Below are 15,713 nucleotides of genomic sequence, written 5' to 3' on the forward strand. Positions count from 1 at the left end.
CCCCACATAGGAGGATGCAGGACAGGCAACAAAGTGCCGGCTCGCCCCGCTCCCCCTTGGGGGGGAGGGGGGGGGGGGGGGGGGGCCCCCCCCCCCCCCCCCACCACCGTCCGTCCCCGGCCAGACAGAGAGGAAGACCCGGTTGTACCCCGACGACGGGAACTGGACCAGCGCGCTGACGCACCTGGAGTGTGGACGGTGCGCCGAGCGGTACGACGCGGATGTGCCGCAGAACGTGTGCCGCTGTGGTTCGCCGCTGCTGGTCCGCTACGACCTCGACCAGGTCCGGGCCTCGGTCCGGCCGCAGGACATCGCGTCGCGCGGCGCGGACCTGTGGCGGTACCGGGAGCTGCTGCCGGTACGGGATCCCGCGAACGTGATCACCCTCGGCGAGGGCTGGACGCCGATCGTGCCGCTGGCCGGGTACGGCCGGCGGATCGGCGTACCGGGCCTGCTGGCCAAGGACGAGGGAGCGCTGCCGACCGGCAGTTTCAAGGCGCGGGGCGCGGCGGTCGGGGTTTCCCGGGCGCATGAACTGGGGTTGCGGCGTCTGACGCTGCCGACCAACGGCAATGCCGGCGCCGCCTGGGCCACCTATGCGGCACGGGCCGGGACGGACTGTCTGGTGGTGATGCCCGAGGACGCTCCGGAGGTGACCCGTAAGGAGTGTCTGGCGGCCGGCGCCCGGGTGTACCTGGTGGACGGTCTGATCGGCGACGCCGGTCGCATCGCGGGGCAGGCGGTACGGGACGGCTGGTTCAGCGCCGCGACGCTGCGCGAGCCCTACCGCATCGAGGGCAAGAAGACGATGGGCCTGGAGATCGCCGAACAGTTCGGCTGGCGGGTGCCGGACGTCGTGGTGTACCCGACCGGTGGCGGCGTGGGTCTGATCGGTATCCGCAAGGCGCTCGACGAACTGGCCGCGCTGGGCTGGATCACCGGGCGGCTGCCCCGGTTCGTGGCCGTGCAGTCCAGCGGCTGCGCGCCGATCGTACGGGCCTTCGAGTCGGGGGCCGAGACCGCCGAACCGTGGCCGGCGGACCAGGCACGCACTGTCGCGTTCGGTATCAACGTCGCCGGCGCACTGGGCGACTTCCTCATCCTGTCCGCGCTGCGGGACAGCAAGGGCACGGCGGTCGCCGTCGACGACCGGGACATCCTCGCGGAGCAGACGGCCTGTGCGGCGTCCGACGGTGTGCTGATGTGCCCGGAGGGGGCCGCGACGCTGGCCGCGGTACGCCGGCTGCGCGCCGACGGGTGGCTCAACGGGGACGAGGAGGTCCTCGTACTCAACACCGGCAGTGCGGTCAAGTACGCCGACTCCCTGAGTGTTGGGCGGCCGCCCCGCCTGGAACGCGACGCGGACCTGCCGCCGGAGGCGTCCGCGGCCGGAACGACCGGCACGGCCCGCGGCCATGGGACACCGCGATGACGGAGTCACCGGGCGTGGCCGGTCCGCTCGCCCCGTCACCCGCCGACACACGGCCGGTGATGGTGGAGCTGCGCGGGGTGCACAAGTCCTACGGCAGTGTCGAGGTGCTCAAGGGCGTCGACCTGGCGGTGGCCCGCGGTGAGGTGGTCGCCGTCATCGGCCCGTCCGGTGGTGGCAAGAGCACCCTGCTGCGCTGTGTCAATCTGCTGGAGCCGGTGACCTCCGGCCAGGTGCTGCTGGAGAACGAGGATCTGACGGGGCCCGGCGTCGATCTGAACAAGGTGCGCCGGCGCATCGGCATGGTGTTCCAGCAGTTCAACCTCTTCCCGCACCTGTCCGCCGTCGACAACCTCACCCTGGCGCCGCGCAAGCTGCTGCAGATGCCCAAGGACCAGGCGCGGGAGCGGGCCACCACGCTGCTGGCCCGCGTGGGGCTGGCCGACAAGGCCGACGCGTACCCGAGGCAACTGTCGGGCGGGCAGCAGCAACGGGTCGCCATCGCCAGGGCGTTGATGATGGACCCGCACGTGATGCTGTTCGACGAGGTGACCTCCGCACTGGACCCGGAGCTGGTCAGCGAGGTCCTCGACGTGATGCGTGACCTCGCCCGCTCCGGAATGACGATGCTGTGCGTCACCCACGAGATGGGCTTCGCCCGCGAACTCGGCGACCGCCTGGTGTTCATCGACGGTGGCGTGATCGCGGAGCAGGGCCGTCCGGCCGATGTGCTGGACCGGCCCCGGAACGACCGTACCCGCCAGTTCCTGCGCAAGGTTCTCAGATAGCCCGCCCGAGCGGGCAGAAGGAAGTCAAGTCGTGAGATCGAAATTCGGCACTGTCATCGGTGCGGCGATGGTCCTGGTCCTCGCCGCGGGCTGCTCCTCCTCACCCGACGGGTCGTCCTCGTCCCCCGCCGCCTCCAGCGACCCCGTGGACGTGGGGGCGCCGCTGCCCGACGCGGTGAAGAGCAAGGGCAAGCTGACCGTCGGAGTCAAGTGCGACTACCCGCCGTTCGGATACATCGACGAGTCGTCGAAGAACGCGGGCTTCGAAATCGCCATCGCCCACCAGATGGCCTCGTACGCGTTCGGCGACCCCAACGCGCTGGCCCTGACCTGCGTGACCGGATCCAACCGGGTGTCGTTCCTGACCTCCAAGCGCATCGACCTGATCGAAGCGACGATGAACTACACCCCGGAACGAGCCCAGACCATTGACTTCTCCACGCCCTACTTCGACAGCGGCGTGAAACTGCTGGTACCGAAGAACTCCCCGATCAACTCGTTCGACCAGTTGGCGGGCAAGTCGGTCATCAGCATCTCCGGCGCCACCGCCAGCCTCTGGCTGACCCAGTGCATGAAAGACGTCAAGCAGACACTGTTCACCGAGACCAGCCAGGCACTGACCGCACTGAACCAGAACCGCGGTGTCGCGTTCGCCCAGGACGACACCCTTCTGCTCGACCTGGCGGCGAAGAACCCCGACCTGAAGGTCGTCGGCGAGGCCAAAGCCGACAGCCCCTGGGGAATGGGCGTCCGCAAGGGCGACGCGGAGATGCTCGCGTGGGTCAACGGCGCCCTCGCCCACATGCAGCAGACCGACTTCTTCTGGACCGAGTTCCGGAAGTCCGTCACCGACCCCTCCGTGCAGGAGCAGTTCGCGAAGTACGTGCCCCGCCCGGGCAGTGAGCTGACCTACCCGTCCGGCTCCACCATGCAGTGCTGAGCATGTCCGACGCCTCCGGCTACCACTTCGACCCGGGCTTCATCGCCCAGCATCTCGACGAGCTCGGCACCGGCCTGCTGCGAACGCTGGCGATCAGCGCCATCGGCATGGCCGGTGCCCTGATCGTCGGTGTCCTGCTCGGCGCGATCAGTACGCTCCGCATACCGGTCGCCCGACAACTGATCACGGTCTACGTCGAGTTGTTCCGCAACACCCCGCTCCTGGTACAGATCTTCTTCCTCTACTTCGCGCTACCCGAAACGGGGCTGCAACTCGACGGCTTCACCGTCGGCTGGCTGTCACTGCTCCTGTGGGGCGGCGCCTACAACACGGAGAACTTCCGCGCCGGTTTCGAAGCCGTCGAAGGCGGCTACGTCGAAGCCTGCCGGGCCCTCGGCTTCCCCCGCCTGGCCGCCTTCCGGCAGGTCACCCTCCCCCTCGGCGCCCGTATCGCACTGCCGTCGGTCACCAACATCCTCATCTCCGTCTTCAAGAACTCATCGTTCATGGTCGCGATCAGCTACCCGGAACTCACCGAGACCGCCGTCAACATCGTCGCCGTCACCTTCCGGGCGTTCGAGATGTTCCTCGCCATCGGCGTCGTCTACCTGGGACTGGTCTGGCTCATGTCACTGGGCGCAGGAACGATCGAGCGTCGCTTCGCGATACCAGGAGAACACTGATGCCCCCATGGGTCGGACCCGTAGCCGGCTACCTCGCCGACGGCCTGCGCGAAACCGCCCTGCTGGCCCTGGTCAGCATCGCCGCCAGCCTCCTGGCCGGAACCCTGCTCGGCACCGTACTCACCCTGCCCAGCAGACCGGTCCGGGCGGCGGCCCGGGCCTATGTCGAGATCTGGCGGGGCCTGCCGATCATCATCATCCTGTACTTCATCTTCTTCGTCCTGCCCATCATCGGCGTACTGGTGAACACCTTCGTCGCCGCCGCCGTCGGACTGTCCCTGTGGGGCAGCGCCAACATGGCCGAAGTCGTCCGCGGCGCCGTCCAGTCGGTACCCCGGGGGCAGGCCGAGGCCGCCGCGGCGTTGGGCTTCTCCTGGACCGGACGGATGCGGTACGTCCTCCTGCCCCAGGCCGCCCGGCGAGCGCTCCCCCCGCTGATCGGACTCGTCGTCAACCTCACCCAACAGACCTCACTGGCCGCCGTCATCGGACTGCTCGACATCCTCGAAGCATCACAACGCTCCATCGAACGGCTCACCCTCTCCGGCGGCTCCTCCCACGCGGTACCGATCCTCGGCTCCGTACTCGCCGTCTTCTTCGTCATCTGCCTGCCGTTGACGATGCTGTCCCGTTGGTACGAGCGCAGACTTCACTGACGCGCCCGGCCGCGCCGTAGCCACTTCGGGGAAGTACCGTGATCGTCAGACATCTTCACGGAGAAGACTTCACGGAGAAAAAGGGGGGCTCCGGCGACCATGACCGTCCCGCGCAACACGTTACTGAACGCCGCCTACGACTACCTGCGGGCCGCCATCATCGAGGGGTCCCTCACCCCGGGCTCCCGCGTCACCGTCCGTCCCCTGAGCGAACAGCTCGGCCTCAGCCCGACCCCCATCAAGGCCGCCCTCGCCGCACTCCAACGCGAAGGCTTCCTCGTCGCCGTCCCGCACCGCGGCTACTTCGTCCCCGAAGCCACCACCGACGACCTGCTGGAGCTGTACGAGCTGCGGGAGGCCCTCGACGGGATCGCCGCGCGGCGGGCGGCCGGGGCACCCGATCATGACCGGATCGCCGCCCAACTGGGCCATCTGCTGGAAAAGCAACGCAAGGCCATCGAGGCGAACAACCTGCATTCCTACGGGGAATTGGACCTCGCGTTCCACCGCCTCATCTGGGAGGGCTCGGGCAACCGACGGCTCATCCCCATCGCGGAGAACCTCATCGCTCAGGTGCGCCTCGGCAACCGCCTCTCCGCGCGGGCGCCCGGCCGGCTGCCGGTCGCCATCGACGAGCACGAGGCCATTCTGGAGGCGATCCGAAAGGGCGACCCGCGCGCCGCGGAGCGGCACATCCGCCGCCACGTCCACGAAGCGGGCCAGGCACTGCAGCGCTACCTTGAGGTACGGGGTGCGGGGGACGAGCAGCAGCAGTCGTGACTTCACACCGCCGGTGCGCGGTCAAGCGGCGAACTGGCGGCCCGCGACCGCTCACGGGGTGCCTCTATCGGCTGGACCGCGGTGTCCGGATGGCCTGGGCTGCTGCGAGGGTTGCCTGTTGTGCCGCTTCGACGAGGCTGGTCCCGTGGGCGAGGTGAGCCGCCGTGACACCGGCGAAGACATCACCGGCTCCTGTGGTGTCGACCGGTGTCAGCCTTGGTGCGGGAAGGTGGGTGGTCCGCCCTTTCTCTACGACGAGAGAGCCGTCGGAACCGAGTGTGATGATGACGGAAACGCATCGCTCCGCAAGGAGGTTCGCGGAGTCCTCCGGTGTTCCGGCGAAGGTCAGGTGGTGTGCTTCGGTGAGGTTGACGATGAGGGGATCCGCGGCGGCGAGGACGTGTTCGGGCAGGGTGGCGCTGGGGCTGGCGTTGAGCATCAGCCGTGCGCCATGAGTGACTGACCACCGTGCCGTGGCCTCGGTGGTCACCTGTGGGATCTCCAGCTGAGTGAGAACGAGTTGGGGAGCAAGGACGTCGAGTGCTCGCGTGACGTCGGCGGGCAGCAACAGGCGGTTGGCCTCGGGGAGCACGGTGATGCTGTTCTCACCATCGGGCGTCACCATGATGAGGGCGTGACCGCTGGGTCCTTCGAGGGGAAGGAAATGTGAGGTGTCGACCCCGCGCCGTACGAGCTCGGTCTCCAGCGCCCGGCCGGCGTCGTCGGATCCGCGACGGCCGACGAACGCCGTCGTGGTGACGGTTGCCGCCGCGGCCGCCTGATTGAGGCCCTTCCCGCCCGGGTGCTGCAGATAGTCGGTGCCCAGGACGGTCTCGCCCGGGGCAGGGCGTCGAGGGGTATGGGCGACGAGGTCGAGGTTGGCGGATCCGACCACGGCTACGCGGGTCAATTCTTACTCCCAGTGGTGGCGACTGATGCGACGAAATAGCGCTGCAGGCCGAGCAGAATCACGGCGGGAATGACTGCCAGCACCGCTGTCTCGGCGAAGACGCGGCCGTAGTCGCTGCTGAACGCGTTGAAGGTCTTGGCGATGGCGACGGGTGCGAGGTCCTTGCCGTCACTGGTGGTGACAAGGATGGGCCACAGATAGGCCTGCCACTGAAAGAGAAAGAGGATCAGACCGGTACCGATGAGCGCTGGGCGGGTCAGCGGAAGGTAGATCCTGAGGAAGATGCGGGGCCATCCGGCACCGTCCACACGTGCGGCTTCGGCCAGTTCCGACGGGATGCCCAGGAAGAACTGACGGAGTGTGAAGATCGCCAGTCCGTTGCCGAGTCCGGGCAGGACAAGGGCGGGAATGCTGTTGGTGAGGCCCCAGTCGCTGAACGTGTGTGCCAAGGGGATGGCGATGGCCTCGAAGGGCACGAGGAAGCTCAGCACGACCATGCCGAAGACGAATTTGCGGCCGGGGAAGTCGACCACCGCCAGTGCGAAGGCTGCCATCGCGGAAATCACCATGCCGAGAACGACCGTCAGGGCGGCGACAATCACACTGTTGGAGAGGTTGCGCAGGAAGCCGTTGTCGATCGCTGAGTGGATGTTGCCGAGGGTCCAGTGCTCGGGCCACAGCATGTGCCAGTTCAAGGACGAGCTGCTGGCGAAGGTTTCGGTGGCGCTGCGGAACGTACTGGCGATGAGCCAGAGGACCGGCAGGAGGAAGGTGATGCCTACGACGACGGCGATGACGGCCAGCACGACACGGCCGGTGCGGCTGGGTGCCGAGGCGGTGGACGGGCCCGGGTTCGGGAGTGAGGTGCGGTTCATGATCAGTTCTCCTCGGCGCTGCGCAGCAGCCGGAACTGGACCGCGACAATGACGATCATCAGGGCGAGCAGCACAAGGAGTTCCGCCGCGGCGGTGTGCGGATCAGCGAGCTCGAAGCTGTTGTGGAAGATGTCGTACATGAGGAAGTTCGACTTTCCCTGCGGCCCCCCGTCGGTGAGGATCTGCATGGGCGCGAACAGTACGAAGTTCGAGACGGTGTCGGCGACCAGGACGAACAGCAGCGGTCGGCGCAGCAGGGGGAGCGTCACTGACCAGAAGCGGCGCAGCGGCCCCGCTCCGTCGATCGCGGCGGCTTCGTAGTACACGGTCGGGATGTCGTTGAGACCTGCGATGAGGAAGATCATCCAGTAACCGACGCCGATCCAGCTGGCGATGAGGATGAGGCTCGCGACGACCTGTCCCTGTCCGGTGAGGAAGGGCTGTTGGTGGATGCCGACCCCGGTGAGCGCCGCGTTGACGGGGCCGTCCGGGCGCAGTGCGATACCCCATACCACCGCGGAACCGGTCATCGGGACCGCGGCGGGCAGAAAGATCAGTGTGCGCCAGATGCCGGTGGCAGGCAGGTTCTGGGTGAGGAGCACCGCGAGGGCGAGCGCCAGTGCGATCTGCAGTGGGTTGACCACGACATTGAAGATCAGGGTCTGCTGGACGGAGGACCAGAAGGCGTTGGATGAGAAGAGCGCGGTGAAGGTGTCCAGGCCCACGAAGCGTGGCGGCAGAGTGCTGCCGGGGAGGCTTGTGTGGGTGGCGTCGTTGACGGCCTGGATGACCGGGACGAGCCGCAGCACGATGATGAGCGCGAGAGCGGGCGTCAGGAAGATGGCCGCCGCACTGAGGTTGCCTACGAGCCTGCGCCGGTGAAGGCTGCCCTTGCGCTGTGGCGGCGGAGCTGTTTCTCCGGCTTCCGGAGGGTGCGTTGTGAGTGTCATTACGGGTATCCCTCCCGCCGGCCGGGGTCTGTCGGCTCGCCCCGGCCGGTCGGTTCGCATCGGTGCCAGGGCACGCGAGCCCAGCAGGATTTAAACGAGAGGCCCTAGCGGTACTTGGCCCACGCCTGGTTGATCGTGCTGGTGGCGGAGGACAGCGCACTGGCTGGGGAGGCGCCGTTGCTGATGTCGTCGAAGGTCTTGGACAGTGTGTCCTCGAACTCGACGTAGCCGGCGGTCCTGGCCCGCAGAGTGGCTGTGTTCGCCAATTCGTACTTGGTCAGTTCGACGGCGCCCTCCATGCGGGGGTCCTTGAAGACCTTCTGGTTGTAGAAGGTCGCCGTGCCGGCCGTGCTGGAGGGCGGCACGGCGAGGCTGGACATGTGCTGGGCGAATCCACCGTTGTCGAGTGCCATGTACTTCATGAAGATCTCGGAGGCGACCGCGTGCTTGCTCGCGGGATTCAGCCCGAGGGACCATCCGCCGGTGGGAGTGACGGCCTTGCCCCCCTCGAAGTAGGGGTAGGCGGTGACGCCGAAGTCCAGCTTGGCGTCGGCGGTGAACTTGGTCGCCCACCACGGGCCGCCCGGGAAGAAGGCCACCTGGCCGGAGGCGAAGAGGTCGGGAGTCTGTGCCACCGGTACCCCGCGAGGGGAGATCTTGTCCTTGTACAGGGAGCCGTACCAGGTCATCGCTTTTTCCCAGCCCGCGTTCTCCAGTGCGGGCGTGAGGTTTCCGGTACCACCGACGCCCGAGCCGCCGCCGAGGCTCTCGGCGAGGGGCTGCAACTGGTAGTAACGGTTGACCTGATCGAACAGCAGGCCCCATTTGGCGCCCGCTTGCTGGGTCTTCCTGGCGTCGGCGGTGACCGTTTCCCAGGTCAAGCGGTCGGCGGGGTTCGCGGAGGGGAAGGGAACGCCGGCCTTCTTGAGCAGCGCCTTGTTGTAGTAGAGAAGCTGGCTCGACGTCTGGTAGGGCAGGGCGACAAGCTTTCCGTCGCTGGTCGCGGCCTGCTGTGACGTCTTGTCGACCTTGCCCGTCAGGTCGGGGAATGCCGAGGAGAGATCGGTGAGCCAGCCCCGTGCCTGGTAGGCGTCGGTACGGGGCATGTCGACATCGAAGATGTCGAGGGTCGGGTCCCGGCGACTCAGGCGTGTGCTGAGCACGCTGTTGAACTGGTCGAACGGAACCGCCTGGTAGTCGACGGTGATGTTCGGGTGTTCCTTGTGGAAGGCCGCGAGTACGGGCTTGATGTCATCGGCCGAATACGCGGCACCGGCGTAGGTGACAGTGACCGGCGTGCTCGGGTCCTTGAGGCCGTCGGCAGTGGTGAGACCCTCGGGCTGCTGTGCGCCGCCGGACGCGTCGGACCCGGATCCGCAGCCGGTGACCAGCAGGGCCGCGGCAATCGTGCCGACGGCGAGTCGCATTCCGGCCCGGGCAGGGCGGGGAAGAGCAGGAAGCTTCATGACGGTCCTCTCTGACGGTCATGGGGATTGCGGTCAATCGCCGGCGGGAGTACCGGTAAGGCGATCGAGGAAGAGACGGCCGAAGCCGGGCACGTCGGTGTCGACGGCGACCGAGGCGTTGGGGGGTCCGGGTGGCGGGGCGAGGGCGAGTCCGCGGTCGGCCACGACCAGGCCCCGGGCCAGTTCGCTGGTGGTGTCGGTGGCGACATGGGCGTCGGCCCACGTACACAGGGACGGGTCGAGGACGGCCGCCACAACGAGGGGGTCGTGCAGGAAGCACGCATCCCGGTGTTCTTCGCGCAGCGGGAAGGCCCTGGCCAAGAAATCGATCCAGGCCAGTGCGCACTCTCCGGCCCAGCGGCCGAAGGAGTCACCGTGGGACAGAGCAGCGGCGTCGTCGCGAGTGAGCCGCACTCGGGAGGTCTGGTCGATGCCCACCATTCGCAGCCGCGCGCCACTGGCGAGGACCATCGCGAGCGCTTCGGGATCGACGTAGGCATTGAAGTCGCCGACGACTGTGATGTTCTGGGCGTACCCGGTGGCGGAGCCCGCCATCATGACGATTTCCGCCACGTTCTGTGCGAACCCCGGGTCGAGGCGCAGCGCCAGCGCGAGATTGGTCATGGGGCCGATGGCGACCACCGAGATCTCGCCCGGATACGCGGCTGCCAGTTCCACGAGATACGCGGCAGCCGTGAGGTCGCTGGTCGGTCCGAGCCGGTCGTCCGCTGCCGTCGGGACGGCGGGACGGTCACCGACGACGACGTCGAACAGTGCGCGCAGGGGAGCCATGTCGCGCAGCAGTGGCCGGTCGGCGCCGCGCAGGACGGGGAGGTCCGGGTGCCCCAGTCGCCGGCTGAGACGCCTGGCGACGTCGACTCCCGTGTCGACATCGACGTTGCCGTTGACGACGGTCAGTGCCTCGACGGTCAGTTCGGGCGAGCGCAGGGCCAACGCGATGGCCAGGCCGTCGTCGATGTCGGACCCCGGTTCGCCCAGACCTGGGTCGGTGTCGATCACGATTCTGCGTGCAGCGGTCATGTGAGCACATCCTGTTCGAAGGCGATACGAACGGCTTCCGTCCGTGCGGCGAGTTCGGTGACGGTGATCCGGTCGAAGCCACGTACCGCGCTACGGACCACTCCCCCGGTCGGTTCCACCAGTCGGCCAGGTATGGCGTCCGGACCGTGCAAGGCACCGAAGACACTGCCGACTGTGGCCGCCGTCGAGTCGGTGTCACGGCCGGCGGCGACGGCGAGGGCGACACTGCGGACGAAGTCCCCCTCGCCCCAGAGGAGGGCGGCGGCGATGATGGCGGCGTTGTTGACGGTGTGTACCCAGTTGTAGCCGCCCAGTTCGCTGTCGATCCAGTGCTGCGCCGTCTCTCCGGTGGCCCCTTGCTCGGCCATGCGCAGCAGTTCGGCTTGGCTTGTGTACAGCCGCGAGCGCGGTGGGACGACAGAGAGTGCGCCCCGCAGGGCATCGATCGGCTCGGTGGACACGAGCGCCTCGGCGACCAGTGCGGCCGACCACATCGCACCGTAGATCCCGTTGGCGGTGTGTGACAGAACCGCGTCGGTCAGCGCCATCTTCGCCGCGGTACGTGGCTTGCCCGGCTGAACGTAACCGTAGATGTCGGTTCGGATCAGCGCGCCGATCCACTCGCGGTACGGGTTGTCATGGGTGGCCGTGTGCGGCGGCCGCACGCCCCGGACGAGGTTGCGGTACGCGGCCCGCTCCGCCGTGAACGTCTGGGTGAAGGGAATGCGGTCGAGCCATTCGCAGGCAATGTCCTCTGTCGTCAGGCCGCGCCCGTACGTCTCCAGCAGGTGCAGGCCGAGGATCGTCCAGTCCAGGTCGTCGTCCCGCGGGATGGCGTCGAAGCGGCCGGCTGCCGCGTACGGGGCCGATTCATGCAGGTGGCTGACTCCGGCGGGCAATTCGTCCAGCAGAGGGATGAATCCGGTCTGCGGCCATTGGCCGACGGCCCGAAGGTAGACGGCGACCTCGCCCCGCGTCAGTCCCTCGACGGGCTTGCCCATCGTGTTGGCCACACACCGTCCCAGCCAGGCACCCGCGAGTCGGCGGGGAAGCTGTTCCGCGAGGACAGGCCGGGCGGGTGACGGCGGGGCGAGGGCCGCCCATATCTCCTGTGCGTCGGACGGTTCGTCGTAGTCCCACCCGGTGGAGCGCCGCAGAGCGCGCAGTGCCTCGGCTATGGAGGCCAGTTCCGCGAGGTCGTCGACCGCGGCTGCCCGACGGGCCGCGTCCAGCAGTTCTCCGGCAGCGTAGCCCGATGACAGAAGCTGTTCGGCTTCGTCGGGGACGAGATCACGTGGGTCAAGTACGTCGTGCACGAGCTGTGAGCTCCTCAGGCAGATTCACGGTGAACGAGGTGGTGCTGAACCAGCACGCGACGCGGCGTTCCGGAGGGATCGTCCATGCGGGCGAGCAGCAGCTCTCCCGCCACACGCCCGATCTCCTGGGCCGGGACCCGCACCGTGGTCAGGGAAGGACTGACCAGGCCGGCCGCGTCGATGTCGTCCACACCCAGGACGGCGACATCCGAGGGAACGGACAGACCGAGCGAACGGGCCGCATCGAGGGCGCCGATCGCCATGAGGTCGTTGGCGCAGAAAACCGCCGTGGGCCGCCGCTCCAGGTCCATCAGCAGGTTCATCGCCTTGGCCCCGGACTCCCTCGTCCAGTCCCCCACCGCTTCGGCCGCCCGCAGGGGCCGCAGGCCGTGATCGCGCAGAGCCTGTCTATAGCCGTCAAGGCGTGCCGAACCGGGAGCGACGCGGACGGGTCCGGAGATGATGCCCAGCGTTCGATGGCCCTGACTGTGCAGGTGGGCGACCGCGTCGGCGGCAATCCTCTCGTCGTCGGAAGACACCACATCGGTTGATGTCCCGTGCCGGGGTGAGCCGACGGTCACCACACGGGCCCCCGAGGCGAGCAGAGGCTCCAGCATTCGGTCCGGTACGTCGACGGCGGCCACGACCACTCCGTCCACACGGCGCTGGACAGCCTCGTTGAGGAAAGCCTCGATCGGCGGCGTGCCGGCTCCGACGTCCGCCAGCAGGACGACGTACTCGCGCTTGCCGACCGCTTGCTGAAGACCACGTGCGAGGGCGGGATAGAACGGGTTGGTCAGGTCCTGGACGACCAGTGCGACGGTCTGACTACGGCGACCGGACAGGCCGAGCGCGAAGAAGTTCTGCTGGAACCCCATCTCCTCGACCACACGCATCACCTTGCGGCGCGTGGCCTCGGAAACGGGCCGTCGACCGGACAGCACATGCGAGACGGTCGTCTTGCTCACTCCCGCCCGCGCGGCAACATCTGAAATGGTCGCGGGCCCTTTCGATCCAGCGACCTCCAAACCGATTTGCTTGGACGTCGCCGCAGGCGCATCACCCATCTCCTCCATCTGCGCTCCTCGCTTACAAACCGGTTTGCGTTCGAGAGCAACAGTCATCCGAATCGAGCCACGAAGTCAAGAGGTGTGCTGTCTGAAATTCGACAGCCACGATCATCACCCTCCGCAATGAAACGAGCACCAAACGTGGCGTCCGGGGTCGCTTCCGGCAAACATCATATTGATTGAGTGCACGCATCTTGACCGCCCGCAAGCACAGCAGGCAATCTCACCGTAATCATCATGATGAATAGCCATCTCGTTCCGAAGGCTGAGCCGACCCGGCCTCGCCCGCCGGGACACGGTCTCCAGCGAGGAGTTCTCCACCGTCCAGCAGACGACCGTCCGACCGCTCGGCGCACTTCTCCCGTACGGGCACTCGTACGGGCACTCCGGGATGCCCTCCCGACCGAGTGAGGCCTCCCCCAAGCAACAGGAGCCGCACCATGACCGCAGTCACATCGTCCGAAGCCGTCGCCGAGCAACCGCTGCCGATGTCCCGCGGGCGCTATCTGTACCTGCTCGCCGCCGTAACCTGGCCCGCCCAGGTCATCGCGATCGTGGGCACCATGAGCGGCAACGCGCAGGCGGCCGTGGCCCAGCACTTCCGTACGACGCACATCGCCTGGTTCAGCGTGACGCTGTTCATCGTGACCCTGGCGATCACACCGTTCGCCATGCGGTTCGGCCAGATCTACGGCAAGCGCAAGGTCATGCTCGTGCTGATCGGCATCGGCCTGGCCGGTGACGTGGTCGCGGCGCTGTCACCGAACTACGCGGTCATGCTCGTCGGCCGCGCCCTGGCGGGTTTCTACGGGCCGGTCGCCGCGCTGGTCTTCGCCTCTGTGCGCGACCTCTTCCCGCGTAAGCGCATAGCGAGCGCCTATACGGTCATCGGTGCTGTCCTGGGCGGCGCCTCCCTGGCGTCCCCGCTCGTGGCGGGCCTGCTGATGGACCATCACGGCTGGCGCAGCGTGCTGTGGACGATGGCCGGGGTGACCGTGCTCTCCGCCGTGTGCATCGCCCTGATCCCGGAGACGCCGGCCCGCGGCAGCCTGGCGGGCCTGGACTGGCCGGGCGGAATCCTCATGGGCACAGGTACCTCCGTCGTGGCCATCGGCGTCGGCATGGGCGAGGACTGGGGCTGGACCAGCACGGGCATCCTGGGCTGCCTGGTCGGCGGCTGCGCGCTGTTCGCCCTCTTCGTGGTGGTCGAACTCCGCACACCGCGGCCCATCTTCGACGTCCGGATCCTGGGCCGCCGGTCGGTGTCCACCGTACTGACCGGGCCGGCGCTCATCGTCGGCACCGCCAACATCGCCCCCACGGTCCTGACGTTCCTGGCGCTGTTCCCCGCGATCCCGCATGTGTCCGCCAGCCTCGGCTGGAGCCTCACCCACCTGGCCCTGATCGGCATCCCGGCAGCGCTGGCGTGGGTCGCGGCGGGTCTGCTGACCGGGTATGTGCTGCGCAAGGTACCGCCGCGCACGGTATGGCTCGCGGGCAGTCTGACGATGACCGTCGGGCTCCTGCTGTGCGCGCTGTACCACCGCACCACCACCGAGATCATCCTCACCGGCATCGTGGTCGCCGTCGGCACCGGTGTCATCCAAGGCACCTCGAACGCCATGATCGTGTCGGTGGTCGGGCCCGACGACCAGGCCCCCGCCAACGGACTGAGCGGCATGCTCGGCGCCGTCATCGCCATCCTGGGGCTCCAGTTGGTGTTCGTCGTGATGTCGAACCGGTCCAACGTGGTGAACGGGATCGCCTTCTACCAGGACGCGGCGTTCACCAACGGCTACTACCTCCTCGCCGCCATGGCGGCCCTCGGCGTCCTCGTCTCCACGCTCATGCCCCGCGTGGAACGTCCGGCCGACGCACTCGCCAACTAGGGCGTGTTTCGGAAGTCCCGTCCGCCCCGCGGGCGGACGACGCTACTTCCGAAACACGCCCTGGGCCCTGTCCCCTCGCCTCCTCCCCTCGCGGGGCGCACCCGCGCCCCCCTCACCCGTAAGGTTGTCCATGTCCACCACGCACCACCCCGCTCACAACACCCGCTCCAAGGCCGCCGCGAAGGATCCGTGGGAGCTGCCCGACGTTTCCGGTCTGGTCGTGGGCGTGCTCGGCGGGACCGGCCCTCAGGGCAAGGGCTTGGCATATCGCCTGGCGAAGGCCGGCCAGAAGGTGATCATCGGTTCACGTGCGGCCGATCGCGCCGAGGCCGTCGCCGAGGCGCTGGGCCTCGGGATCGAGGGCACGGACAACTCCGGGACCGCCCGCCGGAGTGACGTCGTGATCGTCGCCGTGCCCTGGGACGGCCACCGCGCCACCCTGGAGGCGCTGCGGGAGGAATTGGCCGGCAAGCTCGTCGTCGACTGCGTCAATCCGCTCGGCTTCGACAAGAAGGGCGCCTACGCGCTGAAGCCGGAGGAGGGCAGCGCCGCCGAACAGGCCGCCGCCCTGCTGCCCGGCTCCCGCGTCACCGCCGCCTTCCACCACCTCTCCGCCGTACTGCTCCAGGACCCCGCCGTCGACCGGATCGACACCGACGTCATGGTCCTGGGCGAGGAACGCGCCGACGTGGAGACCGTGCAGGCTCTGGCCGGGCGGATCCCGGGCATACGGGGCGTCTACGCCGGACGGCTGCGCAACACTCACCAGGTCGAGTCCCTCGTCGCCAACCTGATCTCCGTCAACCACCGCTACAAGGCCCACGCCGGCCTCCGCGTCACCGACGTCTGACACCGGCCCGACGCGGGTCCCGTCGACCGGGGCACCGCACCATCTCAAGGCGGCCGGGGCCGTTGCCGAC

General features: G+C 68.1%; 15 protein-coding genes. 8 read left to right on the forward strand and 7 right to left on the reverse strand.

Annotated elements, in window-relative coordinates:
• Nucleotides 1-142 precede the first annotated feature (142 nt).
• From ACFU9P_RS05335 to ACFU9P_RS05360, 6 genes are all read left to right on the forward strand, one after another.
• Nucleotides 143-1,432, forward strand: a complete 1,290-nt coding sequence (locus ACFU9P_RS05335; protein WP_384077869.1) for a threonine synthase — start codon at nt 143-145, stop codon at nt 1,430-1,432.
• Nucleotides 1,429-2,217, forward strand: a complete 789-nt coding sequence (locus ACFU9P_RS05340; RefSeq protein ID WP_384077870.1) for an amino acid ABC transporter ATP-binding protein — start codon at nt 1,429-1,431, stop codon at nt 2,215-2,217. Before ACFU9P_RS05335 ends, ACFU9P_RS05340 begins: the two co-directional genes overlap by 4 nt.
• A gap of 31 nt (nt 2,218-2,248) precedes the next feature.
• The gene (locus ACFU9P_RS05345) at nt 2,249-3,157 is read left to right on the forward strand and encodes a transporter substrate-binding domain-containing protein (RefSeq protein ID WP_384077871.1); all 909 of its coding nucleotides are present in this window, start codon (nt 2,249-2,251) and stop codon (nt 3,155-3,157) included.
• A gap of 2 nt (nt 3,158-3,159) precedes the next feature.
• Nucleotides 3,160-3,840: an amino acid ABC transporter permease gene (locus tag ACFU9P_RS05350; RefSeq protein ID WP_376379465.1), complete on the forward strand. Its 681-nt coding sequence runs from the start codon at nt 3,160-3,162 to the stop codon at nt 3,838-3,840.
• Nucleotides 3,840-4,496: an amino acid ABC transporter permease gene (locus tag ACFU9P_RS05355; RefSeq protein WP_384077872.1), complete on the forward strand. Its 657-nt coding sequence runs from the start codon at nt 3,840-3,842 to the stop codon at nt 4,494-4,496. The genes ACFU9P_RS05350 and ACFU9P_RS05355 overlap by 1 nt, the downstream gene beginning before the upstream one ends.
• A gap of 99 nt (nt 4,497-4,595) precedes the next feature.
• A complete protein-coding gene (locus tag ACFU9P_RS05360) occupies nt 4,596-5,276 on the forward strand; it encodes a GntR family transcriptional regulator (protein ID WP_384077873.1) in 681 nt (226 codons plus the stop codon).
• A 64-nt stretch (nt 5,277-5,340) separates the two neighbouring features.
• On the opposite strand, the gene ACFU9P_RS05365 is transcribed toward ACFU9P_RS05360, so the two are convergent.
• The 7 genes from ACFU9P_RS05365 to ACFU9P_RS05395 all read right to left on the reverse strand — a co-directional run bounded on the left by ACFU9P_RS05365 (nt 5,341) and on the right by ACFU9P_RS05395 (nt 12,910).
• A complete protein-coding gene (locus tag ACFU9P_RS05365) occupies nt 5,341-6,186 on the reverse strand; it encodes a ribokinase (protein WP_384077874.1) in 846 nt (281 codons plus the stop codon).
• Entirely contained in the window at nt 6,183-7,061 is an 879-nt protein-coding gene (locus tag ACFU9P_RS05370; protein ID WP_384077875.1) for a carbohydrate ABC transporter permease, read from the reverse strand. Before ACFU9P_RS05370 ends, ACFU9P_RS05365 begins: the two co-directional genes overlap by 4 nt.
• 2 nt (nt 7,062-7,063) lie before the next feature.
• Nucleotides 7,064-8,011 (reverse strand): carbohydrate ABC transporter permease, encoded by a 948-nt coding sequence (locus ACFU9P_RS05375; protein WP_384077876.1) that lies wholly within the window; start codon nt 8,009-8,011, stop codon nt 7,064-7,066.
• 104 nt (nt 8,012-8,115) lie between these two features.
• Complete coding sequence (locus tag ACFU9P_RS05380) at nt 8,116-9,477, reverse strand: ABC transporter substrate-binding protein (protein ID WP_384077877.1); 1,362 nt, start codon at nt 9,475-9,477, stop codon at nt 8,116-8,118.
• A gap of 33 nt (nt 9,478-9,510) precedes the next feature.
• On the reverse strand, nt 9,511-10,518 hold the full coding sequence (locus ACFU9P_RS05385) for a nucleoside hydrolase (RefSeq protein WP_384077878.1): 1,008 nt from the start codon (nt 10,516-10,518) through the stop codon (nt 9,511-9,513).
• A complete protein-coding gene (locus tag ACFU9P_RS05390) occupies nt 10,515-11,834 on the reverse strand; it encodes an ADP-ribosylglycohydrolase family protein (protein ID WP_384077879.1) in 1,320 nt (439 codons plus the stop codon). Before ACFU9P_RS05390 ends, ACFU9P_RS05385 begins: the two co-directional genes overlap by 4 nt.
• 14 nt (nt 11,835-11,848) lie before the next feature.
• Complete coding sequence (locus ACFU9P_RS05395) at nt 11,849-12,910, reverse strand: LacI family DNA-binding transcriptional regulator (protein WP_376379493.1); 1,062 nt, start codon at nt 12,908-12,910, stop codon at nt 11,849-11,851.
• Between the two features lie 434 nt (nt 12,911-13,344).
• Here ACFU9P_RS05395 and ACFU9P_RS05400 point away from each other — a divergent pair, with 434 nt between their 5' ends.
• A complete protein-coding gene (locus ACFU9P_RS05400) occupies nt 13,345-14,793 on the forward strand; it encodes an MFS transporter (RefSeq protein WP_384077880.1) in 1,449 nt (482 codons plus the stop codon).
• Nucleotides 14,794-14,923: 130 nt separating this feature from the next.
• Complete coding sequence (gene npdG, locus ACFU9P_RS05405) at nt 14,924-15,643, forward strand: NADPH-dependent F420 reductase (protein WP_384077881.1); 720 nt, start codon at nt 14,924-14,926, stop codon at nt 15,641-15,643.
• Nucleotides 15,644-15,713: the final 70 nt, after the last annotated feature.

It is taken from the genome of Streptomyces sp. NPDC057617 (assembly GCF_042800555.1).
Classification (GTDB): domain Bacteria; phylum Actinomycetota; class Actinomycetes; order Streptomycetales; family Streptomycetaceae; genus Streptomyces.